Origin of the sequence: Desulfovibrio sp. ZJ746, from assembly GCF_011039155.1 — a bacterium.
GTDB lineage: Bacteria > Desulfobacterota > Desulfovibrionia > Desulfovibrionales > Desulfovibrionaceae > Desulfovibrio.
The window spans coordinates 179,569-204,911 of sequence record NZ_JAAKEK010000003.1; the positions used below are offsets into that span (position 1 = coordinate 179,569).

The following is a 25,343-nucleotide window of genomic DNA, read 5'->3' on the forward strand; positions in this document are numbered from 1 at the left end:
GGGGGTTTTGTATCAGGAAATGCAGGCCCTAGAACTTGATGTCCAGGCGCACGAACCAGCCCTTGGGATGCAGACAGGCCGGGCACACGTCCGGGGCGTCCTTGCCTTCCACGATGCAGCCGCAGTTGAGGCAGCGCCACACCGTGGGCTCGGGATTGGAGAACATGGTGTTGGTCTTGATCTTGTTGGCGAGGTCGAGGAAGCGCTTCTCGTGGTAGTTTTCCGCGATGAGGATGTTGCGCATGGCCGTGGAGACCGCGTAGAAGCCTTCGTTCTCGGCGATGGTGGCGAAGTCGGGATACATCTTGGTGTATTCCTCATGCTCGCCCGCCGCGGACTCGATCAGGTTGGAATAGGTGTCGGCGATGACGCCGGCCGGGAAGGTGCCGGAAATCTCGAGCTGGCCGCCCTCGAGCAGCTTGAACAGGCGCTCGGCGTGTTCCTTTTCCTGGTAGGCCGTCTCCTCAAAGATCTTGCTCACAAAGTGGAAGCCTTCCTTCTTGGCCTGCGAGGCGTAGAAGGTGTAGCGGTTGCGGGCCTGGGACTCGCCGGAAAAGGCGATGAGGATATTTTTTTCGGTCTGGGAGCCCTTGAGCGACTTCATGCGAACCTCCGGTCAGCTGGCTGGCCAGGTTGTAGTGCTTCGGCGGCGGAGTTTCCGCGCCACATTGAAGCTACCCTAGCGCAGCAGCGGCGTTTCTGTCAAACGGGTTCGCGTTGCGGGCGAAAGGAGGGCGGCGAAGCCGCTAGCCCGCCTGCTCCATTTCGTTGAGCTGTGCCTCCAGGGCCGCTATCTGGGACTGGAGGGCGTCGATCTTGCCGGTCACGCCCGCGTCCGCCGCGCCGCCCGTGAGGTTGGAGGTCAGGCTCATGAGCTGGCTTTTCAGGGCCTGGATCTGCTTGCGGATGCTTTCGGCATCATTGCCCGACGAGGAGGAAGCCCCACCCGCGCCGCCTCCGCCCCCGGCGGGCGCGCCTTCACCGCCGGACTGGCCGTCATCGCCGCCGTCCTGCGAGGCGCTGGTGGAGGAAGGCTGGTCGTATTTGTGGATCATTTCGGAGTAGAGGCGCTTCGCCTCGTCGGAAATTTCCGCCGTGTCGCCGGAGCCTGAGCGCGAGCCGCGGCTCGTGGAACTTCTTTCCCCGTCCACCGCGCTCACGGCGTCGAGGTTCCAGAGGGCGTTTGAACTGTAGGCTCCGCTGATTTCCATGCTTTTCTCCCGATGGCTGGCCCGGCAGGAATTGCCCGTCCGGCGTGTCGTAGGCAGGGAAGAAGCAGGAATCGTGCCGTTTGCAGGGAGCGCGTTGCCGCGCTTTACCGGAACCCGCGCCTGTGGCAGCATGGCGGCATGGTTGCCCCAGCCCCGAAAGCGGAAGAAAACGTGCCCTTTGTGCTCGCGAGCGGCGAAGTGCTCACGGCAACGGTGCGCCGCTCGGCCAAAAGCCGCCGCCCGCGGCTGTCCCTCTCGCCCCGGGGCGCGCTTTCGCTCGTCATCCCGGCCGCGTGGCCGCTCGCCCGCGCGCGGGCGCTGGTGCCCGACTTCCTCCCCTGGCTTGAGCGCGCCTGGCCGCGCTTCGCCGCCTCGCGCCCCAAGCCCGCGCTGCCCGAGAAGATCGCGCTGCCGCTGGCCGGCCGGGAGCTTTCGGTGGTCGCCGGCGGAGATTTCGCCGCCGGCCGCGCGGCCAGCGCCGGGGCCGCGTCCCTCGTGCGTCTGGGCGCGGGAAGCCGCCGCGTGCTCCTGCTGGAACTTGGGGAAGATCTGCGCCTCTTCGGCGCCACCGACGACCTCGCCCTTGGCGCGCAGGCCCTCGGCCGCTGGTGCCGGGCCGAGGCGAACCGTCTCTTGCCGCCGCATGTGGAGGCGCTGGCGCGGGCGCATGGTTTCGCGCCGCCGGCGGTCTCGGTGCGCGACCAGCGCTCCCGCTGGGGAAGCTGCTCACGCGGGCGCGGCGGCGCGACCGAGCCCCATATCCAGCTCAACTGGCGCGCGCTCCTCCTCCCCCCGCCGCTGCTCGATCACCTCTGTTTCCACGAGCTCTGCCACCTGCGCCACATGGATCATTCCCCGGCCTACCGCGCCGAGCTCGCGCGCGTCTCGCCCGACTGGGCCCGGCTCGAGCGCGGGCTTTCCCGCGCCTGGCGCGAGCTCCCCTTCTGGGCCCTGCCGCAGGACGCGCCCCCGCGCGGCTGACGCCCTCCCTTTACAGGCCGCACGCAAACCGCTATAAACGCCCGAGCTAGGGGAGCCGAACAGGCCCGCGCGTGGCGCTGGCAAGGCGGCTGAGAGTGGGGACATGCCCCAGACCCTGTGAACCTGACGCAGTTCGCACTGCCGGAGGGAAGCGCAGACCGGATTCCCGCAGGTTCCGGTCTTTTTTTGCGCCCTGCGTCGCAATCGCCGGAGGCATCATGGCATCAACTCTGTTATCCAAAAACGCGGCGCTGGCCGGGCTGTGCGAGCGGCATCTCGCCATGCTCGCCCGCGAGGAGGCCCTTGATACGGCCCTCATCCTCGAGGCGCTGGACGCGGGCACCATGGCCTTTTTGGGCAATCCCGCCCACCCGGGGCTTCGGCCCATCCTCGTGGGCCAGCCCGCGCGGGTGAAGGTCAACGCCAATCTCGGCACCTCGCCCTTGAGCTCCTGCATGGAGACCGAGCGCGCCAAGATCGCCGCCGCGGCCAGGGCCGGCGCCGACACCATCATGGACCTCTCCATCGCGGGCGACCTCGACGCCATCCGGCGGGAAATGCTCGCCGCGTGGCAGCTGCCGCTCGGCACGGTGCCCATGTACGCGGTGGGCCAGCAGCTCCTCGACGCCGGGCGCGACATCGCCTCCATGAAGCCGGACGACCTCTTCGCGGAAATCGAGAAACAGGCCCGGCAGGGCGTGGACTTTGTCACCGTGCATTGCGGGCTCTCGCGGCGCGGGGCCGAGCTTGCCGTGGCGGGCGGCCGCGAGATGGGCATCGTCTCGCGCGGCGGCTCCATGCTGGCGCGCTGGATGCTGGAAAATGACCGGGAAAACCCGCTGCTGGAAGAGTTCGACCGCCTCATCGACATCAGCCTCAAGCACAATCTCGTGCTCTCGCTGGGCGACGGCCTGCGGCCCGGCGCCGGCGCGGACGCGGGCGACGCGGCCCAGTGGGAGGAGGTCATCAACCTCGGCGTCCTCGCGAGGCGCGCGCTCGAGCGCGGCGTGCAGTGCATGATCGAGGGGCCGGGCCATGTGCCGCTCAACCAGGTGCGCACGCAGATAGAGGGCATCAAGCGCCTCACCCACGGGGCGCCGCTCTATGTGCTGGGGCCGCTCTGCTGCGACAGCGCGCCCGGCTACGACCACATCGCCGGGGCCATCGGCGGCGCGCTCGGCGTGGAGGCCGGGGTGGATTTCCTCTGCTACCTCACGCCGGCCGAGCACCTGACCCTGCCCGATGCCGCGGATGTGGCCGCCGGGGTCATGGCCTCGCGCGTGGCCGCGCAGGTGGGCGAGGTGGCGCTGGGGCGGCCGGGCGCCGTGGCGCGCGAAAAGGCCATGAACGCGGCGCGCAGGGCGCTGGACTGGGACGGCATGGCGAAAGCCGCCATCGACCCGGAACAGCTCGCCAAGCGGCGCGAGCCGCACAAGGGCGAGGAGGTCTGCGCCATGTGCGGCAAGTTCTGCGCGGTCAAGATGTTGCGGGAGACCAAGGCCAAGAAGGGCTAAGCAGAGGGAAATCTCCGAAACTGGCGGCCGCTGCGTCCCGTACAGGCGCGGCGGCCGCTGCTGTATGAGCGGCTTTGTTATACTTTTGAGTTGGCGGTGTGCCTGTGCTGCATCTGTAATGCCGAAATTATCCGTCAAAAACAGCCTTTTTGCTGCTGGCCGCGTCAGAGAAAAATTTCCTCGGTCGAGTACTTAAGTACACTCCCTTCGGAAATTTTTATCTTCCTTGCCAGCAGCAAAAAATCTTATTTTTTAGGATTCTTCCGGCACGAGCACCCGTCTTCCGCTTCGCTCCAGACGGATTTAAGGAATATCCCTCAACTGCCCAGTATACTTCAACCTTATGAGCTGTCAGCGGCCGAGCAGGGCGCGCGTCTCGTCGTCCAGGCCGCGCAGGCTGGCCGCGACCTCTTTGCCACCGAGATTTTCCGGGTCCTGCGTGATGAGGATGAGCAGGCGCTCCGGCGTGGCGGCGACGCGGGTGGTGGCGCGCCCGCGCAGGGCCTGGGTGCGCGGCTCGCCCTCGAAGATCCAGAAGCGGCCCTCCTCGCGCGGTTCCGTGGCGTCGCCCTGAAGTTCGGCCATCCCGCGCGCGAAGTCCCGGGCCGTGCTCCCCTTGCGGTTGGGCAGCACGAATACGCTCACCTGCGCGAGAAAGCGCTCGGCCGCCTCGTCCTGCACGCCGAGCACGAGCATGTATTCCTCGGGCGCGCCGCTGCTGAAGCCCGTGCGTTCCTCGCCGTCCCACCCCGGGGGGAGCTGCGCGGCGAAGCGGCTGAAGCTGCGCTCGCCCGGTGTGCCTTGCGCGGATGTGTCTGGGGTCTGTGTGGCGGGCGTTTCGGCGTTTTGCGCAGCCGCCCCACCGGGGAGGCTGAACAGGAGCAGCAGCAGAAGGGCGGCAAAAGCGGTTCTGGGCATGGTCACTCCACGGTTCAGGTGACAAGCAGGCGGAGCGCCCACGGGGCGCTTGCGGAAAGGATGAGGAGCCCGAGGCCGGCCGGCGCCAGCGCAAGGCGCCCCAGCGGCGCGCGGGCCGCGAGTATAGCCGCCCACGCCGCGACGGCGAGCGTGAGCAGGCAGAGCGCCGCCAGCTGGAAGAGCGCCGCGTGCGTCTCGCCGGGGAGGGCGCTCCCCCTGCGCAGCAAGAGCCCCAAGGCCACGCCCCAGCGCTCGAGGAGCTGCGGCACGGCCCCGGCCACGGCCCACACGGCGCACCAGCGCACGGCGCCAGCGGCCTCTGCGGCGCTGAGCGGGGCGGCGCGCCAGCCCCGGCGCGCCACAAGGGCTGCCACTATGAGCCCCACGGCGCCGCCGGAGCTGAAGGCCGTGAAATAGGCGCGGCAGGCATGCTTGAGCACGGCGCCGGCCGCGCGTGAGAAGTCCATCCCGGGCGGCAGCCCGGCGAAAGGCCAGTTGCGGAGCGCGAATGCCGCCAGCGCGCAGCCAGCGGCGGCGAACAGCGCCGCAAGCGGCAGGCGGATGGCCCGGGCGCTGTAGCTGTCCGTCCCCGGGGGCAGGCTGGCGCCCTTGCGCAGACAGGCGCGCCGGCCGATCCACGCGCAGAGGATGCCGCCGCACCACAGGGCCACGCCCAGGCTGATGCCCGCGCCGGCCGGCGTGAAAAAGGCGCCGAGGCGCCGCGCGAGCGGCGCGCCCGGCACCTGGGAGAGCTGGGCGAGGGCGTCGCCGATGACGAGCGTGGGCCACGCGGCCGAAAGCGCAAGGCCGAGGCCGGCGAGGGATGCGCCCCCGCCAAGGCAGAAGGCGGCATGCCCGCGCCGCCCGAGGATGAGGGCGAGCGCCGCCATGAGGGGCAGCGTGGCGGCGGCATTGGCCGCGATGCCGAGCAGGCTGGCGCCCCAGTGCCAGAAGATCAGGGCCGTGTCGGGGGTCATGCCAGCCCTTGTAGCCCGGGCGCCCGGCGCGCGCAAGGGGCGCCCCGGGACTCGTCTTCTGCTGCGCTCCAGACGGGCTTAAGGAAAAGCTCTCAACCGCTGGTGCAGCATAAACTGGAGAACACCGCGTTGTTCCCTCTTTGCGGGCTTTTTTGTGGCCCATGGGCTTTATGTACCGCTGCGCGGGATAAATGCCTGATTTTTCACATTTTGAAATCCAACTCTTTTTGTAGGGAAGCGGCGAAAAAAGGTATAAAATATCAAGTTGTTGGCGCCATGGCGTTGACAATCCCCGCAAAGCGTGGTCTTGTCCTCGCAACGGGCCGCGTTCCGGCGAAATGTTTTGCCGGGTGGCAACGCGGGAAATTTTTGGTTTTTTGCGAGGGTGTTTCATGTCCAAGTCCATCTATGTGGGGAACCTTCCCTGGTCGGCCACCGAGGAGCAGGTGCAGGATCTGTTTTCCGAGTACGGCAATGTCCTGAGCGTCAAGCTCGTCAGCGACAGGGAAACGGGCCGCGCCCGCGGCTTCGGCTTTGTGGAAATGGAAGACGGCGACGCCGATGCCGCCATCGAAGCGCTGGATAACGTCAGCTTCGGGGGCCGTACCCTGCGCGTCAACGAAGCCAAACCCCGGGCCCCGCGTCCTCCCCGCTACTAAAAGCGCACACGCGCCGCGCGAGCCCTGAGGGCCGCGCATGATTTTCCGCCCCGGAGGCCAAGCCCCGGGGCTTTTTTGCGCCCTCGCGCCAAAAGGCGCGCCACGCTTCTCCCCCTGTCCTCCGCGCGCAAAAACGCGGCGGGGCTGGCGCCCCGCCGCGTTTCGCTGTCGTTGCCCGTTTCTTTCGCCTAGGCGTCGCCGTGCCCGAGGGCGTAGTATTCGGCCAGCATGGGGCCGAAGAACTCGGCGTCGTCGCCCAGCTCCTCCTCGATGCGCAAAAGCTGGTTGTACTTGCTCATGCGGTCGGAGCGGGAGAGGGAGCCGGTCTTGATCTGGCCGGCGTTGACGCCCACGGCGAGGTCGGCGATGAAGCTGTCTTCCGTCTCGCCCGAGCGGTGGGAGACAACGGTGGTGTAGGCCGCCTCCTTGGCCATCTCGATGGTGTCGAGGGTCTCGGTGACGGTGCCGATCTGGTTCAGCTTGATGAGGATGGAGTTGGCGACCCCGGCGGCGATGCCCTCGGCGAGGATGGAGGGATTGGTCACGAAGAGGTCGTCGCCCACGAGCTGCACGTTCTCGCCGAGGGTGGAGGTCAGAAGGCTCCAGCCGTCCCAGTCGTTTTCGGCCATGCCGTCCTCGATGGAGATGAGCGGGTACTTGCGCGTGAACTCGGCGAGCCATTCGGCCATCTCGGCGCTGGTGAAGCTCTTGCCCTCGCAGACGTACTTGCCGTCCTTGTAGAACTCGGACGAGGCCGCGTCGATGGCCAGCGCCACCTCGCCGCCGGGATTGTAGCCGGCCTCCTCGATGGCGCGGATGATGTAGCTGAAGGCCTCGTCATGGTTCTTGAGGTTGGGGGCGAAGCCGCCCTCGTCGCCCACGCTGGTCACATGGCCGTCGGCCTTGAGGATGGCGGCCAGCGTGTGGAAAATCTCCGCGCCCATGCGCAGCGAGTCGCGGAAGCTCATGGCGCCGAGCGGCATGATCATGAATTCCTGGATGTCGAGATTGTTGGGCGCGTGGGCGCCGCCGTTGATGATGTTCATCATGGGCGCGGGCAGGACCTTGGCGTTGATGCCGCCGATGTACTTGTAGAGCGGCAGGCCGAGGAAGGTGGCCGCGGCGCGCGCGCAGGCCATGGAGGCGCCGAGCATGGCGTTGGCGCCGAGGCGGGACTTGTTGTCCGTGCCGTCGAGGTCGATGAGGGTGTTGTCGACCTGCACCTGGCGCAGGGCGTCCATGCCCACGAGGGCCTGGGCGATCTCGTTGTTCACGTGCTCGACGGCGCGGGTGACGCCCTTGCCGCCATAGCGTTTCTTGTCGCCGTCGCGCATTTCGAGCGCTTCGCGGCTGCCGGTGGACGCGCCCGAGGGCACGGCCGCGCGGGCGTTGATGCCCGACTCCAGGGAAACTTCCACTTCCACGGTGGGATTGCCGCGCGAGTCAAGAATCTCGCGGCCATGGACGGAGACAATGGTGCTCATGGCTACTCCTTTTTGCCGGCCGGGCCGGATTTGCTGGCGTCACACGCCTGATCTTCATAGTAAAGGCGCCTCAGCCCCTCGAGGAGGAGCTGCGGCAAAACCGCGTCAAATACCGGGCTCGCCTGGGCGATGGCGGCGGCGAAGCCCCCTGTGGCGACCGTCGTCACCGGGCCGGGCATCTGCCGCCCGAGGCGGCCGCAAAGGCCCTCGCTGATGCTCACATAGCCGAAGAAAAGCCCGTGGCGGATGCTCGTCACCGTGTCGCGGCCCGGGGTGGGCTCCTCGGCGCTCACGTCCATGCTCACCGGCGGGAGCTTGGCGGCGTGGCTCGAGAGCGCGGCCATGGCCGTGGCGGGCCCGGGAAAGATGAGCCCGCCAAGGTAGGCCTCGCCGCTCACGCAGTCGAGGGTGAGGGCGGTGCCGAAATCGGCCACCACGAGGGACGCCGCTTCGGGAAACTGGCGCCTGGCCGCATAGGCCGCCACCAGGCGGTCGGCGCCCACTTCGGCCGGGCGCTCGTAGCGGTTTTCGAGCGGCACCGGGAGATCGTCCACGGCCCGCAGGAGCGGGCAGCCCACAAAGCGGGCCACGGCCTCGGCGAGCAGCGGGTCGAGCGCCGGCACCACCGAGGAGGCCACGCAGGCCGCAAGCGAGGCCCGCGCCACGCCCGCATGCCCGAGCAGGGAGAGCAGGGTGAGCCCGAGGCTGTCGGCCGTCTGGCCCGTGGCGGCGGGGAGGGTGTAGGCGGCGAGCACATGGCTCTCGTCGGCCATGCCCACCTTGATGGACGTATTGCCCACATCGAACAGGAGAAGTGCCGCCCGCATGGATACCTCCGCCGCCTTCAGCGCGGGGACAGTATGCCGGATTCTCCGGGCACAGGCAAGCGCGGCCGCCTAGCGGAACGCGGCGAGCGCCCGGCCTTGGCGCAGCCCGATGCAGCCGAGCGGGAGGTCGCGCCACCAGAGCGCGGCCTCGCGGCCGGCAAGGCCGGTCTGGAGGGCGCGGCCCTGCAGCAGGGCCTCCACCTCGGCCACCTCCTCCAGCACGAGGGACTGTGCGCCGGGCTCCCCGCCGGGACCGCCGGGTACAAGGCGGCGCAGGCGCGGGGCGGGCGCGAAGGCTCCGGCGCCGTCCATGCGGCCGAGCGGCGCGGCCTGCCAGCCGAAGCCGGGCGGCAGCAAGGCAGGCGCGGCCCCGGGCACAAAGCGCGCCGTGCCGCCGAAGTCGAGCACAGAGCCCGCGGGCAGGAGCCCCGGGTCGCAGCAGGGGCCGGCGAGGGCCATGGGGGGGACGGGCACGCCGGGCGCGGCCGGTCGCCGCCGGGCCGGCGGTTGTGCAGCGGGCGGGGGCGCCTCCCGCGCGGGCCCGTCTTCGGGCGCGCGCAACAGGGCGAGGTAGAAGCCCTGGGCGCCGGAGCGGGCGCCGTCCACGCGCAGGGTGCCCTCGCCGCCGGGCAGCTCCTCAAAGGTGAAGCCGGGAAAGGGCGCGAGCGGCACGCGGAGAAGGCCCAGCTCGTCTTCGGCGAAGCGCACCTGGGCCTCGTTTTCCGCCTCGTTGGTGGTGCAGGTGGAGTAGAGCAGGCGGCCGCCCGGGGCGAGCAGGGTGGCGGCCTGCCGGAGGAGCCGCCGCTGGAGGCTCACGAGCGGGCCCACCTTGTCCTCGCGCCAGAGCTTGAGGGTTGCCGGGTGCTTCTCCGCCGTGCCCCAGCCGGAACAGGGCGGGTCGAGGAGGATGCGGCCCCACGAGCCCGGGCGCAGGGGCAGCCGCTCGCCCGGGAAGGCGCAGGTGGCCGCCTGGATAAGGTTGCAGGCCTGCAAGTTGGCGCGCAGGGTGGCGAGCCTCGCCGTATTGGGCTCGTTGGCGAGCACGAAGCCGCCCTCGCCCACGAGCTGCGCGAGAAAGCCGCTCTTGCTGCCCGGGCTCGCGCACATGTCGAGCGCGGCGGCGCCGGCCCCGGGCGCGAGCGCCAGCGGCGGCAGCATGGAGGAGCGGTCCTGGATGTAGATGTAGCCGAAAAAGGCCGCCAGCGAGCGGCCGAGCGGCACGGGCTCGGCCAGAAGGCGCCGGCAGAAGGGCGAAAAGGGCTCGGGCTCGAAGGCATAGCCCTGCGCGCGCAACAGCGCCTCCACCCGGGGGATGGCGCTGGGCTCGCAGACAAGCCGGAAGGAGCGGCCCGGGGCTTCGGAGTGTGGGGCGGCCATGGCGCGAGCATAGCCGGGAAGCGGCCGAAAGTCAGCGGGAGGCCCGGGGCACACCAAACGATGTCCCCGGGCCGTTAACTCGTTGTACTTTGGCGTTAATGCCTGGGATTTGCAGAAGATTGGAGGCATTTCCTCCCGGGCTGCCAGTGGAAGGCCGTCAGATGTCGATGTGCTCCAACTCCGTTTTCAGGAATTCCTGTATGGGCGCCGGCCCCTTGGGGAAAGGCCGGCTTCTCCGGGGATAGCCGCAGAAACCGCGAGCGCTCGGACTGGGGACACCAAGGAGATGAATGGGATGTCGATGCTGGCCTGTACACCTGCATACTCTATATTTGTAATCCATGGTGCATGGGCCATGAATTGCGTCTGAGGGAAATGTATTGACGGGTATGAGCTGTTCCTGGGGGGCAGCGAATCCAAGACCCTTGAGGACATCCTGTACAAAAGCAAAGGGCTTGTCGCCTGCGGCAAGAATCACTTTTGGTTGCCAGATCCGTAATATTTGGCCCCAGTACTGTTCTTTTGAGAAATGTATATCTTCTTTATTCGGTTCCGTAGTACGGAAAGGGATAAAGCTGGCAACGACCATGTTGTGATTGACAAATTTTTCAAGTGCCGTGTTATCCATGGACGCTGTGTAGTCGATACCTTCTTTTCGTAAGGCAATTTCCGCCGCCATGGTCAGGAGCCGCACCGGGAAAAGCGAATTCGGCCAAGGATCGGGCTTGAAAAGCTCATTGTCCCCAGGCCACGGTCTGTCGGGAGCCGGCTGCGGATTTTCAGGGCTTTCATTCTTGTGCGGCGCCGGATGATAGGTCAGCAGCAGCACACTGGGCATGGCGTCCCAGCTTTTCTTCGGGCTGTAGCTGAAATTGAAGCCTGTGCAGGATTCCCGATGCTGTTGGTAAAATTTTTTCATTTCCTCGAAACTGTCCCAGCAGCACGAAATCAGCTCTTTGGCGTCGTTCATCGAGTCTCCTTTGTGCACTTGGCACGGCTATGGGGAGAATTTTTTTCTGTTGCGAGCGTCCCGGCCCCATGGCCGCGGACGCCGTGTTCCGTTCCAGGCCTTGCGCGGCGCAGCTTTCACCGGGCCCGCTGCGGGCGCCCGCCGCATCGCCGTCTTCAGGAAAGGCGGCGGAAAGAACCGTCAAGAGGGGATTTTTTCCAGCTCCTCCCGCAGGAATTTTTGAATGGGCGCGTTCCCCTCGCCGTATCTCCCATCCCGGGTGGGAAAGCCGTACAGGCCGTAGCGGGCAGCGGGGTGGGGCACGCCGAGGAGCCGCGTGTGTTTCCCGGAGGGAAAGGCGAACTTGCAGGCCCGGTACGTCCCCCGGCAGCGCGGGCCGGTCCCCGGGGCCTGGTAGCCGCTGACCTTTCTTTCTTCCACTGCGGCCTTTTGTCCTGCCAGCTTCGAGAGGATACCCCGTATCCCGTCAAAGGGGAAGGTGCCGGTGGCGATGACCAGTTCGGGCTGCCACACGGGCAGGATCCTGTTCCAGTAGTGTTCTTTTGCAAAACGCTTCATTTCCCGAGGCAGGTCTTTCGGGCTGCCGGACGGTGTGCGGAACGGCACATAGCTCGCCAGCGCCACGTTGCCATCGACGAACTGCTTCAGCTCCGCATCCTCGCAGCTTGCTGCAAGTTTCCGGCCCGTGCGGGAGCGGCCGATTTCTGCGAGGATGGTGAGGATGTCGTTCTTGAGGGGAAAGATATTTTCCCTGTCGAGATAGTCATTGTCTTTCGGCCACGGAGAGGACGGAAGGATCGTCTTGTGCCGCCTCTCCCGCGCGTCCCAGGACTGCGGGTTGAGCGTCAGCAGCAGGACCCGCGTGTCGGGGCGCCAGCTTTTCTCCGGGCTGTAGGTGAAATGGAAGCCGTAGCTTTTTTCCCCCAGCCGGGTATTTTTTTGCTCCATGTCCTTGAAGATCTCTTCACAGACCTTCTTCAGTTCCGCGTTCTTCCCGTTCATCAGGTCTCCCTTGTGCCGGGGCACGGTTGTGGGTTCGCTCCTCTCTCCAGCCCTTCACCACGCGCGCAGGCTCACCTGCCCAGCCACGCCTTGTGGCGCAGATAGTCCTCCTGCTCTTCTGTCTCGATGGCCCCCGGGCGCGCGGCGCGCACCTCGCGGATGGCGGCCTCCGGCTCAAGTCCGCGCCCCATGAGCAGGCGCGCGGCAAGGGTGCCCGTCCTGCCGAGGCCGCCGCGGCAGTGGATGAAGATTTTTTCCCCGCGCTCGAGGGCCCGGAGCAGGAGCGCGCATTCCTCCCGCCACGGGTCGGCCCGCGCGCCATGCCGCGTGCGCAGGGCGCTGCCGTCCATCACCGGCCAGTGATGCCAGGCCATGCCCGCCTTGCGGACTTCCTCGCCGAGGCCCGTGACCTGCAAATACTCAAGCTCGTCCGGCTCGAGCAGGGTGACGATGTGCGCGGCCCCCCATTGGCGGACGGTTTCCACGTCCTCGCCGAGGTTGCGGGCGCAGGGGCCTGAATAGGCCCACGGGTCGACCTTGCCCGGGCAGATGGAGAGGCCGAGTTGCGGGCACGAGGCCGGGGAAGTGATGCGCAAGAGGCTGTTTTGCTGGGGCATGCATCCTCCTTTTTGTGGCAGCGGGTTACGCTGGGGGCGCGAATCGGGGGCCGCGCGCTCACGGGGCCGGCCCTGCTCCCATATGGAGTTGTCCCCCACGCGGTCCCTTCTTTGACGGAAACAAACTCATCCTAGCAAAGAGGCTGGGAAAAGGGGCCCCGAAACGGAAGAAATTTAGGAATTCCAGAAATTTTTTCGCTTAGTAGCCGAAAATACAGGAGAAAAATTTTTCGCAGCCCGTCGGCCGCCAGTTTCTTCACTTTTTTACGCAAATCCCGGGCAAGCCCATGCCCGCCAAGGGAATGGGCGGGTTGGTGGCAGGAGTGTGAAAGAAAAATATTCTGTAAATCCAGTATGTTCAAGTAAGCAGCGGCGTCGCCGCCGGTTTGACACCGCTTCTTTTGCCGGGTTATGGTTCAAGTGACGAGGAAAAGGCATCCTCCCGAAAAGGCGCAGCCGGCGCGCAGAGGCGCTGGGCCCGCCAGCGAAATTCCGGGGGGTCAGGGCCGCGGGCGCGGCCCGCGCGGGTTCCCTCCGCGCAGCCTCATAACGCCAACCAAGGAAGTGTCATGAAGTATCTTCGCTGGCTTTCCATCGGGACGGCGCTCGCGCTCTGCCTGTGCATCGCTCTCCCTTCCGCCGCTCAGGCGGCATCCGCCCAGGCCAAGAACCGGAAAACTGTCAGCCAGGCGCAGGCCAAGGCCGTGAAGAAACCGGCCAAGGCCGCCAAGGGCAAACACGGCGCCAAGAGCGCGAAAAAAGAGAGCCGCCACAAATCCGTGGCGAAAAAGGGCGCTGACGACCGCGACCTCTGGCTCCAGCGCGCCCAGCAGGGCGACCTGCTTTCCGGCAAGGCATCCTGGTACGGCCCCGACTTCCACAACAAGGCCACCGCAAGCGGCCTTTCCTACGATATGTATACCTTCACGGCCGCGCACCGCACCCTGCCCATGGGCACGGTGGTCAAGGTCACGGACCAGGACAACGGCAAGAGCGTCATGGTCTGCGTGACCGACCGCGGCCCCTTTGTGCGCGGCCGGATCATCGACCTCTCGTATGCCGCGGCGCAGCAGATCAACCTCGGCAAGCGCGGCGTGGGCCGCGTGGACCTCGAGGTGGTGAGCGACGAGACCGGCACCCCGCTCAAGGCGGACCAGGCCTATTTTATCCGCTACGGCGCCCACGGTGGCGCCAGCAAGGTGGGCCCCTTCCGCGCTTTCGCCGACGCAGCCGCCATGCACGAGGCCCTGCGCCAGGCGCACCCCGAAGCCGAGGTGGTGTTGGACAGCACGCGCTGACACGCATCACCCAGTCAGCTTCATACAGGGCATAAAGAAAAATTCAGCCAAGGCCACTGTTCCGGCGCCTGCCGGGGCGGTGGCCTTTTGCCGCGCCTTCGGGTAGAGTCGCGGCGCGCCCGGGAGGGAGTGGGCCGTCACTGAACGGGCCGGCTGCGGCGCCCCCCGTACCCGGCGCACGGAGGCCAGATGGGCTTTCTCTACGGCTTGCTATCTTCCGCGGCCTTCGGGCTCATCCCGCTCTTTTCCCTGCCCCTGCTCCGGGCCGGCATCTCGGTGCAGACGGCGCTCGTCTACCGTTTCAGCATCGCGGCGCTGGTGCTCTGGCCAATCCTGCGCCTCAAGGGCGAGCGCTTCGCCCTGCGCGGCATCGACCTGTGCAAGCTCGCCGGCCTGAGCCTCGCCTACATGGTGGCGGTACTCTTTTTCTTCGAGTCCTTCTACCATCTCCCGAGCGGCATCGCGGCCACCATCCAGTTTCTCTATCCCGTCATGGTCATGCTCATCATGATCGCCTTTTTCCACGAGCGCTTTTACTGGAACGTGGGCCTCGCCGTGGCGCTGGCCCTCGGCGGCGTGGCCCTGCTCAGCGTGGCCGGGCCGCAAGCGGGCGCCGCCACCGTGAGCTTCTGGGGGGTGTGCCTCGGGCTGTTGTCCGGGCTCTCCAACGGGCTCTACATGATTGGCCTCCAGGTGGCGCGCATCCCCAACCTGGGCGGCCTTGTCATGACCTTCTACATCATGGCTTTCGGGGCGCTCATCGCCTTGGCCGACGGGCTTATGCGCGGCTCGCTCCAGTGGCTCGACACGGGCCCCGAGCTCCTCTCGGCCACCCTGCTCGCGCTGGTGACGGCGGTGTTTTCCAACCTGACCCTCATCCTCGCCATCAGGCGCATCGGCTCCACCTTGACTTCGGTGCTCGGCGTCATGGAGCCGCTCACCGCCGTGGCCGTAGGCATCCTCGTTTTCGGGGAGCCTTTCACCCTGCCGCTGGCCGCGGGGGTGGCGCTCATCACCGGGGCCGTGCTCCTCGTCATGCTGGCCCCGCGCCGGCGGCAGGGCGCCTGAACAGCCGCTTGCCTGCTGCCCGCCCATGCCGTATGTTCGGGCAACAACACCGGGCCCAAACACAGATATGGGGCCCGCAAGGAGAGTCATCCATGTACCGCAACGCCAAGAACGTGGGCTATTATATGATTGGCGACGGCGCCCTCGCCCAGCTTCAGGACATCCTCGCCCCGCGCCGCGAGGCCATGCGGGGCGCCCCGGCCGTCTGGTTCCTCGACCATTATTTCGAGAACACCAATTTCCGCGAGCAGCTCCCCATCCGGGAATGGGACGAGGTGGTCTATGTGGACACCACGGAGGAGCCCACCACGGACAGCGTGGACGGCTACACCGACCGCGTGAAGGCCTTTCTCGCCGGGCGCAAGCCCTGCGCCCTTCTGGCCTTCGGCGGCGGCTCCACCATGGACACCTGCAAGTGCGTGGGCAATTTGCTCACCAATCCGGGCAAGGCCGCGGACTACCAGGGCTGGGAGCTCGTGAAGAACCCCGCGCCCTACAAGGTGGCCGTGCCCACCATCTCGGGCACCGGCTCCGAGACCTCGCGCACGGGCATCATCTGCAACGAGGAGAAAAACCTGAAGCTCGGCATGAACAGCGACTACACCATGTTCGACCAGGTGCTCCTCGACCCGCGCCTCACGGCCACGGTGCCCCGCAACCAGTATTTTTACACCGGCATCGACACCTTCATGCACTGCTTCGAGAGCCTGGACGGCGCCTATCGCAACACCGTGGTGGATTCGCTCTCCGAGAAAGCCATCGACCTCTGCAAGCGCGTCTTCCTCTCCGAAGACATGATGAGCGACCATAACCGCGAGCTTCTGATGATCGCCTCCTATCTCGGCGGCATGGCCGCGGGCTTCGTGGGCGTGGTGCATCCGCTTTCGGCCGGCCTCAGCATGGTTTTGCACATGCACCACGGCATCGCCAACTGCTACGCGCTCTCGGTTTTGGAAGACATCTATCCCGAGCCGTACAAGGTGTTCCGCGAGATGATGGCCCGGCAGAAGATCGACCTGCCCACGGGCATCTGCAAGAACCTCACGGACGAGCAGTACAATGCCCTCTATGAGGCGAGCATCGTCCACGAAAAGCCGCTCATCAACAAGCTCGGGCCCAGGTACCGCGAGATACTCACGCGCGAGAACGTCATCGAGCGCTTCAAGCGCATGTAGCCGCAGGTCGCCGCGGCACGGAGAACTGCCATGGATCTCAAGATCAATTTCAGCGGCCGCGCCATCCGCTACACCGAGGACGAGATCGCGGCCGTGGTGGAGGCCATGCGCCATGCCGACCCCCTGACCCAGGGGCACTACATGCGCGAGTTCGAGGCGGCCTTCGCCCGTTACCAGGGTGTCGCCGAGGGCACCTGCTTCACCACCATGAACGGCTGCGCGGCGCTGGAGATGTCGGCCCAGCTCTGCCGTTTCAAGCCCGGGGACGAGGTGGTCATCCCCTCGCACACCTTTACGGCCTCGGCCTATCCCTACCTGAAAAAGGGCGCCACGCCCGCCTGGGCGGACATCGACCCGCTCACCCGCGTGGTCACGGCAGAGACCATCGAGAAGGCGCTCACCCCGCGCACCAAGGCCGTGGTGGTGGTGCACCTCTACGGCTATGTGGCCGACATGCCGGCCATCATGGCCCTCTGCCGCGAGCGCGGCCTCATCTGCATCGAGGACGCGGCCCAGGCCATCGGCGCGGAGGTGGCCGGCCAAAAGGCGGGCAGCTTCGGCGACATGGCCATTTTCTCCTTCCATTCCCACAAGAACCTCACCACCCTGGGCGAAGGCGGCATGCTCTATGTGGCCGACCCCGAAGCCTGCGCCATCGTGCCGGCCCTGCGCCACAACGGGCACTGCGCGTACCCCTTCGAGCGGCCGGACTACTGGAAGCCGGCCATGGGCAATGTGGACATCCCCACCCTCGGGGACGACCTGCTCATGCCCAACAACTATTGTCTCGGCGAAGTGGAATGCGCGCTCGGCATCCAGCTTTTGAAGCGCATCGACGCCATCAACGACGAAAAGCGGGCCCGCGCCCTGCGCTTCATCGACGGCCTCGCGGACTTCCCTGAGCTCCAGTTCCACCGCGTGGAGACGCGGCGCCACAATTACCACCTGCTCGTGGCGCGCATGACCAAGGGCCCGGAGGCGCGCGACCGCTTCATCCGCGCCATGCACGACGAAAAGGGCGTGAAATGCGTGGTGCAGTACATCCCGCTCGACAGGTATGACTTTTACCGCCGTCTGGGCTTCGGCGAGGCCAACTGCCCCGAGGCCGACACCTTCTTCGACACCATGGTCTCCTTCCCCTTCCAGCACTGGATGAGCGACGCCGAGCTCGACTACATGCTGGCCTCTGCCCGGGAAGTGCTCGCGGCCTTGGACTGAGCGGCCGGATGACGCGGCATGAAAGAGCGCTGCATCGTCATCCCGGCCATCAAGAAGAACGCGGTCATCCCCGATCAGCTCGTGAAGAGGCTGGCCGGGGTGACGCTCATGGAGCGGGCCATCAACACGGCGCGGGCCTGCGCGCCCGGCGAGGACATCATTGTCCTCACCGACAGCCAGGAAATCTCGCTCATCTGCGAGCGCGCGGGCGTGCGCCACGCATGGAACCGCGACCTGCGTTTCAAAAGCCTCGACATCGTGGCCGAGATGCGCGGCCTGCTCGAAGGGCTCGCCCGCGAGTACGAGCATTGCCTCATCCTGCGCGCCTCCTGCCCCCTCCTCACTTGGGTGGACATGGAGGACACGTGGCGGCGCTACCGCGAGGCCGGGGCGGACAGCCTCGTCACCGTGCGCGGCGTGCGCCAGCGCATCTGGCGCGAGCACGGGGACTCCATGGAGAGCCTCATCGAGGGCGCGGGCGGCGAGGACGGCGGGAAAAGCTACCTCGTGGAGAGCCGCGCGCTCATCATCATGAGGCTCGCGCTGTTGCGCGGCGCGGGCGAGGCCGTGGTGCCGGCGCAGCCCGGCCGCGTCATCCCCTACTTCCTCGACGAGCGGGCCATCGAGATCCAGAACTACCAGGACTGGTGGATCTGCGAGCGCCTGCTGGAGCGCCGGCACGTGGTCTTCGTGGTGGCCGGCTACCCGGCCATCGGCATGGGGCATATCTTCCGCGCGCTCATGCTGGCGCACGAGATCACGAGCCACAAGATCACCTTTGTCTGCACGCGCGAGAGCGAGCTCGCCGTGGAGAGCGTGGCCCGCAAGGATTACCGCGTGGTGCGTCAGGGCGGGGAAGACCTCGCCGACACGGTGCTCGCCTTGCGGCCCGACCTCGTGGTCAACGACATCCTCGACACCAAGGCCGCCTATATGGAGCGCCTGGCCGCAGGCGGCGTGCGCTGCGTGAACTTTGAGGACGAGGGGCCGGGCGCGGCGCTGGCCGACCTTGTCATCAACGCCCTCTATGAGAGCAGCGAAAGCACGGAGCGCGTGCGCTGCGGGCCCGACTATTTCTGCCTGCGCGACGAATTCCTCAATGCCCGGCGCAACCCGCTGAGGCCCGGGGTGCGCACGGTGCTTCTGACCTTCGGCGGAACGGACCATGACGACGTCACGCGCCGCGTGCTCGACATCATCGAGCCCATCTGCCGCGCCTACGGCATCGCCATCCGCGTGGTGGCCGGCCCGGGCTACGCCCACAAGGAAAAGATGGAAGCCCATGTGCGGCAGCTGGAAAACCCGTTGCTCGAATTCACCTGGGCCACCAACGTCATGAGCCGGATGATGGAGGGCGCGGACCTCGCCATCTGCTCGGCCGGCCGCACGGTCTACGAGCTCGCGCATATGCGCGTGCCCGGCATGGTGCTCGCCCACCACGAGCGCGAGGCGCGGCATACCTTCGCCCGGCCTCGCAACGGCTTCGCCTTCGCGGGTGTGCTCTCCAGGGTGGGCGACACGCGCATCCGCAATGTGTTTCTCGCCCTGCTCAAGCAGGAGCGGCGCGCCCGCTACTGGGAGCGGCAAAACCGGCTCGACTTCACGGCCAACAAGGCGCGCGTGGTGGGCCTCATGGAAGACCAGCTGGAAAAGGAGGGCGCATGAGCGCAAGCGCGGCCGCAACGGGAGGCCCAAGGCAGGGAGTCAAGGTGGTGGCCATCGTGCAGGCGAGGCTCGGCTCGAGCCGGCTGCCGCTGAAATCCCTGCTCACCTTGCGCGGAACGCCGATCATCGACTGGGTGACGCAGCGCCTTTCCCGGGCGCGGCGGCTGGACGGGCTTATCGTGGCCGTGCCGGATACAAAGCTCGACCGCGTGCTCTACGAGCACCTTGAACGCCTGGGCGTGCCGGTCATGGCCGGCCCGGAAGAAGATGTGCTCGCCCGCTTCACGCAAGCCGCCAAGCAGGCGGACGCCGGCCTCGTGGTGCGCGTCTGCGCCGACAATCCCTGCATCTGGGGCGAGGCCGTGGACCGGCTGGTGGAGTTTTACCGCAAGGGCGGCTGCGAGTACGCCTATAACCACATCCCGCGCGGCAACCTGTGGCCCGACGGGCTGGGGGCCGAGATCCTGTCGCGCGAGTTGCTGGACGAGCTGGACAGCCGGGCGAAGCTCCCCTCCCAGCGCGAGCATTGCCTGAACTACATCTGGGACAATGCCGGAAGCTACCGCATTGCGACCTTCGATCCCGAGGAACCGTGGCTGCGCCGCCCGGACCTCAAGCTGGACGTGGACAGCGCGGAGGATTTTCGGCGGCTGGCGCTCCTGCCGCTTTCGCCTGCCATGGACGCGCGGGAGATCATTGACGCGTGCGACGGGGAGCAGGGCGCAGTTTAAATGCTTTCTTGCAAGTTAGGCTACCCAAAATCGTTGGCAGATGTTCCTTAAGTCCGTCTGGAGCGAAGCGGAAGACGGGTGCTGGTGCCGGAAGAATCCTAAAAAATAAGATTTTTCGCTGCTGGCAAGGAAGACAAAAATTTCCGAAGGGAGTGTACTTAAGTACTCGACCGAGGAAATTTTTTTCTGACGCAGCCAGCAGCGAAGCGCTAGCCGTTGGCGAGTCTGCGAGCCTTACGGAGAGCGACAGCGGTTCCGTTGACTGGCTGCTGCGATAACTAACTGCTGTCTTCATCCGTAGCTTCCTTCGTCGCAACGGCTGAAGCAAGGCTGTTTTTGACGGATAATTTCGGCATTACTCAAGCGGCACAGCAACATCACCCCCTCGCAAGCAGAACAAAGCCTTTCCGCAACCCCGCAGCCACACCGCAACAGCACGCCCGCAAAAAAGCCCCGCCGCCGGAAACCCGGGGCGGGGCGTCGTTTTAGCGGGGATGGGCGGGACTTAGCGCAAGCCCTGCTCCTTGAGGTAGTGCACCACATCGCCGGGGAAGTCGGAGAACAGGCCGTCGAGCTTGATCTCCTTGAAGGCCGTGTCCAGCGACTGGCGCGAATCCTTGAAGCCCTTGAAGGGCGCGTCGCGGCGGTGCGTCCAGGAATGGACCTTCATGCCGTGCTGGCGCGCGAGGTCGGCGAGGTTGCTCACCTTGTAGCCCTTGCCGTCCTCGGTGGGCACGGCGAGGTGCGAGAACCAGGGCGCGTAGATGGTGGCGTAGCGGGAGACTTCCGCAATGCCTTCGGGCGTGAGCAGCCACTCGTGCACGGCCTTGTCGTCCGTGAGGTGCTGCCCGCCGCGCAGGACGAGCATGGCGAGGTCGCCCTTCCAGCCCTTCATGCGCGCGTCGCGCACCGCGTCATAGTCGAAGATCTGGAGGATGGACCTGGCCTCCGGGCTGTTGTAGCCGTACTTGTCCAGCATGGCGATGACCGCGCCCGTGATGTCCTTGCCCTCGCGGGCGTAGAAGGCGGGCTCCTTCACTTCCACATAGACGCCCACATTGCCGCCCGTGGACTTGTTCAGGCCCTGGATGAGCTTGAGCTCTTCCTCAAGGGTGGGGATCTGGAAGCCGATGCCCGAATCGCCGGGGAAGCGGCCCGCGAAGACCGGCTTGCCGGTCTTGGGGTTGAAGCGCTCGGTCACGGTGAGGCTGCGCAGCTCGGGATAGGTGAAGTCCACGGCGTAGAAGCTGCCGTCCTTGCGCGCGCGGTCCGGGAACTTCCTGGCCACGTCGGTGGTGGTGTCGAGGACCGGGTCATGCATGATCATGAGCACGCCGTCCTTGCTCATGATGACATCCTGCTCGATGAAGTCCGGCCCGAGGGCATAGGCCATGGTCTTGGCGGGCAGGGTGTGCTCGGGCACATAGCCGCTGGCGCCGCGGTGGGCGGCCACCGCCGGCTTGTAGGTGATGGCGGCCGCCGGCGCGTCCTCGGCGTTGGCGATGAAGGCGGCCTCCTCCTTGGCGCTGTCCGGAGCGGCCGGGGCCAGTTCGGCGGGCGCCGCCACGGCCGGGGCGGCTGCCGGGGCCGGGGCGGCCTGCTCAACGGCCGGGGCGGGGGCAGCGCCGGCCGCGGGCGTGGCCGCAGGGCAGGGCGCGGCGGGCGTTTCCGCCGGGGCGTTTTGCGGCGTGGCCGGATAGGTGACAGCGGCCTCGGGCGCGTCCTTGGCGTTGATGGCGAAGGCGGCCTGGATCTTGGCGAGGTCGGACGCCGTTTTGTCGGGCATGGCGGGCGCGTCGGCGGCGAGCGCGGGCGCGCAGAAGAGGCCGAGGAGCAGCGTCGGGAAAAGAATGCGCTGCAAAAGTTTCGGGGCCGGGGGCATGGGCATGGAACACCTCCTGGCAAGTGCCGGGGAAAAGGGGGGAGCGGTGGGGACGCGGCCCGGCCGCGCGGCACTGATACGCGTCGCCGGCGGGCCTGCCCCCAGCATAGGCGAAAGCGGCGTTGCGCGGCAATGCTTTTTTTGCGCGGCCGCGGCCTTGCGGTTGACTTCGGGCTGGCGCGCGGCTAGAAAAAACGCGGCCTTGCGGGCGCGCCCCGCACTGGGCTCCGGCCCCGGATTTCGCGCCCGGGGCGCCTCCTTCCTCTCATTTCCCGGGACACTTCATGGAACGCAACGCCTCCCTCCGCAATGTCGCCATCATCGCCCATGTCGACCACGGCAAGACCACCCTCGTGGACGCGCTCTTCCGCCAGAGCGGCGTCTTCCGCGCCGACCAGCAGGTGGACGACCGCGTCATGGACAACATGGACCTCGAGCGCGAGCGCGGCATCACCATTGCCGCCAAGAACTGCGCCGTCAACTGGAACGGCGTCAAGATCAACATCATCGACACGCCGGGCCACGCGGATTTCGGCGGCGAGGTGGAGCGCTCGCTCTCCATGGCGACCGGCGCCATCCTGCTCGTGGACGCTTCCGAGGGGCCGCTGCCGCAGACGCGCTTTGTGCTGCGCAAGACGCTGGAGGCCGGGCTGCCCGTCATCGTGGTCATCAACAAGATCGACCGCAAGGACGCGCGCCCGCAGGAAGTGCTCAACGAGGTCTATGACCTCTTCATTGACTTGGGCGCCAACGAGGAGCAGCTGGAATTTCCCGTGCTCTACGCCATCGGACGCGACGGCGTGGCCATGCGCGGCCTCGAGGACGAGCGCAAGGACCTGACCCCGCTCTTCGAGACCATCCTCGAGTCCATCCCCGGGCCGGACCACGACCCGGACGAGCCCTTCCAGATGCTGGTGGCCGATCTCGACTATTCCGACTATCTCGGGCGCCTCGCCGTGGGCCGCATCATGCACGGCTCGGTCCACGCCAAAGAGGCGCTGGCCTGCATCGGCGAGGACGGCGCCCCCCGCCCCCTGCGCGTGAGCCGGCTCCAGGTCTATGATGGCGTGACCCTTTCCGACGTGGAGCGCGCCCAGCCCGGGGACATCGTGGTACTCGCCGGCATCGAGGATGTCACCATCGGCGACACCATCTGCACGCGCGAGGCGCCGGCGGCGCTCCCGCGCATCCGCGTGGACGAGCCCACCGTCGCCATGCGCTTCGGCATCAACACCTCGCCGCTGGCCGGCCGCGAGGGCAAGATCGTGCAGAGCCGCGCCATCCAGGACCGCCTCGTGCGCGAGAGCCTGCGCAACGTGGCCATCCGCGTGGAGGAAACGCCGGACAGGGACGCCTATCTCGTCAAGGGCCGCGGCGAGTTCCAGATGGCCATCCTCATCGAGACCATGCGCCGCGAGGGCTTCGAGCTCTCGGTGGGTCGGCCGGAGGTCATCCTCAAGAAGGATGCCGGCGGCAAGACGCTCGAGCCCATGGAACACCTCTATGTGGACTGCGACGAGGTCTTCATGGGCGTGGTCACGGACAAGCTGGCCCAGCGCAAGGGGCGGCTGCTCAACTGCGCCAACAGCGGCACCGGCCGGGTGCGCCTTGAGTTTTCCGTGCCCTCGCGCGGGCTCATCGGCTACCGCGACGAATTCCTCACCGACACCAAGGGCACGGGCATCATGAATTCGTATCTGGAAGGCTACGAGGAGTGGCGCGGCGACTTCCCCACGCGCTTCACCGGCTCCATCGTGGCCGACAGGCCGGGCTCGGCCGTGGCCTACGCGCTCTTCAATCTCGAGCCGCGCGGCAGCCTCTTCGTGGAGCCGGGCGACCCGGTGTACGAGGGCATGATCGTGGGCGAGCACAACCGCGACAATGACATCGATGTCAACGCCACCAAGGAAAAGAAGCTCACCAATTTGCGCGCGGCCGGCAAGGACGAGAACGTCATCCTGACGCCCGTGCGCCGCATGACCCTCGAGCGCGCGCTGCACTTCGTGCGCGAGGACGAGCAGGTGGAGGTGACGCCCAAGTCCATCCGGCTGCGCAAGAACGAGCTCTCCGCGCTCAAGCGCTATCAGGCCGCGGGCCGCGCCGCCAAGGGCAAGGCCTGAGCCACATCCGCCGCCATTGCGGCTCAAAACAGGAGGATGCCATGATCCGGCACATCGTCTGGTGGACGCTCAAGGAACACGCCCATGGCCGCAGCGCGGCCGAAAACGCCCAGCACCTCGTCAACGCGTCGGCCATGCTGCACGGCATGCCGTCCGTGCGCTCGGTGGAGGTCTCCTGCCTCATCCAGCCCACGAGCACGGTGCCCGCGCAGGTGGTGCTCCAGTCCTCGCATGACGACATGGCCGCGCTCAAGGCCTATGCCGAGGACCCGGTGCATCTCCAGTTCGCGGAACAGGTCAAGGCCGTGGCCTCCTCGCGCAACGCCCTCGACTATTCGGTGGAATAAGAAGGCTTTGTTATACCAGTGAGTTGACAGTGCGCCTGTGCTGCGGGGGTAACGCCGAAATTATCCGTCAAAAACAGCCTTTTCGGCGCTGGCCGCGTCAGAGAAAAATTTCCTCGGTCGAGTACTGAAGTACACTCCCTTCGGAAATTTTTATCTTCCTTGCCAGCCCCGAAAAATCTTATTTTTTAGGATTCTTCCGGCACCAGCACCCGTCTTCCGCTTCGCTCCAGACGGAATGAAGGAATAATCTGTCAACTGCCTTGTATAACACAGCCAATAAGAAAGGTTCGGCCCCGCTTCACGGGGGCGCTCCCAAGGCGCGCACCGCGTTTTGCGGCGGCGCGCCTTGGCATTTAAGCGGGCGCCTTTAGCGGCGCGGGCGCAGCTCCTCGATCTGTTTCCGCTCCGGGCAGGCGGCGGGGTCGCAGCAGTTGGTCTTGGAGCAGCCCGGGCAGGCCTTGCTTTTAACGGCGCGCAGAAAGCGGCGCCCCATGAAGAGGGCGGCCACGGCCACACAGATGATGACGATAGCCAGCTGGATATTCATTGCTCCTTCCTTGCTTGAGCGCTTGGGAAATAGTGTGCGCCGGCCGGGCACAGCGGCCGGGCGCAGGTCAGGGGATATCCCTCAGCGGGCAGGCCGCAGAGGCGCAGGTCCGCAGCGCTGACTGCATCCTGCACGAAATGAAAATGAATGTCAATTTTTATGGCGGCTGGGGAAAGACGCCGGGTGACTCCATCCCGGCGGGGGCTGTGTGCCTCCTGACGCGGCCGTTCAGGCGGGTTTTTCCGCGGCCTGTTTTTCCCGGCAGGCGCGGCAATAGCCGTACATGTTGTGCAGGTGGCCGGTGAGGCTGAAGCCCTCGGCCTCGGCGAGCTCGCGCTGGAGCTTTTCGATGCGCGGGTCGCAGATCTCCACAATGGCGCCGCAGCCGAGGCACACGAGGTGGTCGTGGTGGCTCTTGGGCCGCGCCACCTCGTAGCGGGTGATATTGTCGCTGAACTGGATTTCCGTGGCGAGGCCCGCGTCGCAGAGGAGCTTCAGGGTGCGGTAGACCGTGGTCTGGCCGATGCCCGCATCCTGCTTGAGGACATACTGGTAAAACTCTTCCAGCGAATGGTGCCCGGGCAGCTCGAAAAAGGCCTGGGCGATGGTGCGGCGCTGGGCCGTGGTGTTGAGCCCGCGCCGGTTCATGAAGTCGAGAAACGCGTCCAGGGGCGTGGCGGGTGTGGTCATGGCTGCTCCGATCCTTTGGCGTGGGCTCATGCCAGGCGCGGTGCGCCGGCGGGGGCTCCGGCTTC

At 66.6% G+C, this 25,343-nt stretch carries 24 protein-coding genes and 1 riboswitch; of the genes, 11 read left to right on the forward strand and 13 right to left on the reverse strand.

What is annotated here, in order from left to right; all coding sequences use genetic code 11:
* Positions 1-28: 28 nt before the first annotated feature.
* Together rbr and G7Y54_RS06820 are read right to left on the reverse strand one after the other, a co-directional pair.
* Positions 29-604: a rubrerythrin gene (gene rbr / locus G7Y54_RS06815; protein WP_165078543.1), complete on the reverse strand. Its 576-nt coding sequence runs from the start codon at positions 602-604 to the stop codon at positions 29-31.
* Positions 605-746: 142 nt separating this feature from the next.
* Positions 747-1,211, reverse strand: coding sequence for a FlxA-like family protein (locus G7Y54_RS06820; protein WP_165078544.1), 465 nt, complete (start codon positions 1,209-1,211; stop codon positions 747-749).
* A 171-nt stretch (positions 1,212-1,382) separates the two neighbouring features.
* Between G7Y54_RS06820 and G7Y54_RS06825 the strand changes: the two genes are divergently transcribed.
* Both G7Y54_RS06825 and thiC read left to right on the forward strand, forming a co-directional pair.
* Positions 1,383-2,192 carry a YgjP-like metallopeptidase domain-containing protein gene (locus tag G7Y54_RS06825; protein WP_241159402.1) on the forward strand — a complete coding sequence of 270 codons (810 nt, stop codon included), beginning with the start codon at positions 1,383-1,385 and terminating at the stop codon, positions 2,190-2,192.
* 38 nt (positions 2,193-2,230) lie between these two features.
* Positions 2,231-2,359, forward strand: a riboswitch (TPP riboswitch).
* A 51-nt stretch (positions 2,360-2,410) separates the two neighbouring features.
* On the forward strand, positions 2,411-3,706 hold the full coding sequence (gene thiC / locus G7Y54_RS06830) for a phosphomethylpyrimidine synthase ThiC (protein WP_165078546.1): 1,296 nt from the start codon (positions 2,411-2,413) through the stop codon (positions 3,704-3,706).
* A gap of 351 nt (positions 3,707-4,057) precedes the next feature.
* Here thiC and G7Y54_RS06835 read toward each other — a convergent pair whose 3' ends face one another.
* A complete protein-coding gene (locus G7Y54_RS06835) occupies positions 4,058-4,624 on the reverse strand; it encodes a protoporphyrinogen oxidase (protein ID WP_165078547.1) in 567 nt (188 codons plus the stop codon).
* Positions 4,625-4,638: 14 nt separating this feature from the next.
* A complete protein-coding gene (locus G7Y54_RS06840) occupies positions 4,639-5,601 on the reverse strand; it encodes a spidroin-2 (RefSeq protein ID WP_165078548.1) in 963 nt (320 codons plus the stop codon).
* Positions 5,602-5,993: 392 nt separating this feature from the next.
* Between G7Y54_RS06840 and G7Y54_RS06845 the strand changes: the two genes are divergently transcribed.
* Positions 5,994-6,260 carry an RNA-binding protein gene (locus G7Y54_RS06845; protein WP_165078549.1) on the forward strand — a complete coding sequence of 89 codons (267 nt, stop codon included), beginning with the start codon at positions 5,994-5,996 and terminating at the stop codon, positions 6,258-6,260.
* A gap of 188 nt (positions 6,261-6,448) precedes the next feature.
* Here G7Y54_RS06845 and eno read toward each other — a convergent pair whose 3' ends face one another.
* From eno to G7Y54_RS06875, 6 genes are all read right to left on the reverse strand, one after another.
* Positions 6,449-7,744 carry a phosphopyruvate hydratase gene (gene eno / locus G7Y54_RS06850; RefSeq protein ID WP_165078550.1) on the reverse strand — a complete coding sequence of 432 codons (1,296 nt, stop codon included), beginning with the start codon at positions 7,742-7,744 and terminating at the stop codon, positions 6,449-6,451.
* 2 nt (positions 7,745-7,746) lie between these two features.
* Complete coding sequence (locus G7Y54_RS06855; protein WP_165078551.1) at positions 7,747-8,571, reverse strand: type III pantothenate kinase; 825 nt, start codon at positions 8,569-8,571, stop codon at positions 7,747-7,749.
* 69 nt (positions 8,572-8,640) lie between these two features.
* A complete protein-coding gene (locus G7Y54_RS06860; protein WP_165078552.1) occupies positions 8,641-9,948 on the reverse strand; it encodes an RsmB/NOP family class I SAM-dependent RNA methyltransferase in 1,308 nt (435 codons plus the stop codon).
* A gap of 157 nt (positions 9,949-10,105) precedes the next feature.
* On the reverse strand, positions 10,106-10,918 hold the full coding sequence (locus G7Y54_RS06865; protein WP_165078553.1) for a hypothetical protein: 813 nt from the start codon (positions 10,916-10,918) through the stop codon (positions 10,106-10,108).
* A 180-nt stretch (positions 10,919-11,098) separates the two neighbouring features.
* Positions 11,099-11,920 carry a hypothetical protein gene (locus tag G7Y54_RS06870; protein WP_165078554.1) on the reverse strand — a complete coding sequence of 274 codons (822 nt, stop codon included), beginning with the start codon at positions 11,918-11,920 and terminating at the stop codon, positions 11,099-11,101.
* 71 nt (positions 11,921-11,991) lie between these two features.
* Entirely contained in the window at positions 11,992-12,537 is a 546-nt protein-coding gene (locus G7Y54_RS06875; RefSeq protein WP_165078555.1) for a cyclin-dependent kinase inhibitor 3 family protein, read from the reverse strand.
* A 569-nt stretch (positions 12,538-13,106) separates the two neighbouring features.
* Between G7Y54_RS06875 and G7Y54_RS06880 the strand changes: the two genes are divergently transcribed.
* The 6 genes from G7Y54_RS06880 (at position 13,107) to G7Y54_RS06905 (ending at position 19,692) form a co-directional block, all read left to right on the forward strand.
* Entirely contained in the window at positions 13,107-13,835 is a 729-nt protein-coding gene (locus tag G7Y54_RS06880; RefSeq protein ID WP_165078556.1) for a septal ring lytic transglycosylase RlpA family protein, read from the forward strand.
* A 189-nt stretch (positions 13,836-14,024) separates the two neighbouring features.
* Positions 14,025-14,903, forward strand: a complete 879-nt coding sequence (locus G7Y54_RS06885; RefSeq protein WP_165078557.1) for a DMT family transporter — start codon at positions 14,025-14,027, stop codon at positions 14,901-14,903.
* A gap of 92 nt (positions 14,904-14,995) precedes the next feature.
* Positions 14,996-16,078, forward strand: a complete 1,083-nt coding sequence (locus tag G7Y54_RS06890; protein ID WP_165078558.1) for an iron-containing alcohol dehydrogenase family protein — start codon at positions 14,996-14,998, stop codon at positions 16,076-16,078.
* 30 nt (positions 16,079-16,108) lie between these two features.
* The gene (locus tag G7Y54_RS06895) at positions 16,109-17,296 is read left to right on the forward strand and encodes a DegT/DnrJ/EryC1/StrS family aminotransferase (RefSeq protein ID WP_165078559.1); all 1,188 of its coding nucleotides are present in this window, start codon (positions 16,109-16,111) and stop codon (positions 17,294-17,296) included.
* Between the two features lie 18 nt (positions 17,297-17,314).
* Positions 17,315-18,961 carry a cytidine 5'-phosphate N-acetylneuraminic acid synthetase gene (locus tag G7Y54_RS06900; protein WP_165078560.1) on the forward strand — a complete coding sequence of 549 codons (1,647 nt, stop codon included), beginning with the start codon at positions 17,315-17,317 and terminating at the stop codon, positions 18,959-18,961.
* Entirely contained in the window at positions 18,958-19,692 is a 735-nt protein-coding gene (locus G7Y54_RS06905; protein WP_165078561.1) for an NTP transferase domain-containing protein, read from the forward strand. Before G7Y54_RS06900 ends, G7Y54_RS06905 begins: the two co-directional genes overlap by 4 nt.
* A gap of 505 nt (positions 19,693-20,197) precedes the next feature.
* Here G7Y54_RS06905 and glpQ read toward each other — a convergent pair.
* Positions 20,198-21,580 (reverse strand): glycerophosphodiester phosphodiesterase, encoded by a 1,383-nt coding sequence (gene glpQ, locus G7Y54_RS06910; protein WP_165078562.1) that lies wholly within the window; start codon positions 21,578-21,580, stop codon positions 20,198-20,200.
* A 278-nt stretch (positions 21,581-21,858) separates the two neighbouring features.
* On the opposite strand from glpQ, the gene typA reads away from it, so the two are divergent.
* A complete protein-coding gene (gene typA / locus G7Y54_RS06915; protein WP_165078563.1) occupies positions 21,859-23,694 on the forward strand; it encodes a translational GTPase TypA in 1,836 nt (611 codons plus the stop codon).
* A 41-nt stretch (positions 23,695-23,735) separates the two neighbouring features.
* The gene (locus G7Y54_RS06920) at positions 23,736-24,041 is read left to right on the forward strand and encodes a Dabb family protein (RefSeq protein ID WP_165078564.1); all 306 of its coding nucleotides are present in this window, start codon (positions 23,736-23,738) and stop codon (positions 24,039-24,041) included.
* A 367-nt stretch (positions 24,042-24,408) separates the two neighbouring features.
* Here G7Y54_RS06920 and G7Y54_RS06925 read toward each other — a convergent pair whose 3' ends face one another.
* Entirely contained in the window at positions 24,409-24,588 is a 180-nt protein-coding gene (locus G7Y54_RS06925; RefSeq protein WP_165078565.1) for a FeoB-associated Cys-rich membrane protein, read from the reverse strand.
* Positions 24,589-24,816: 228 nt separating this feature from the next.
* Entirely contained in the window at positions 24,817-25,278 is a 462-nt protein-coding gene (locus G7Y54_RS06930; protein ID WP_165078566.1) for a transcriptional repressor, read from the reverse strand.
* Positions 25,279-25,343 lie beyond the last annotated feature (65 nt).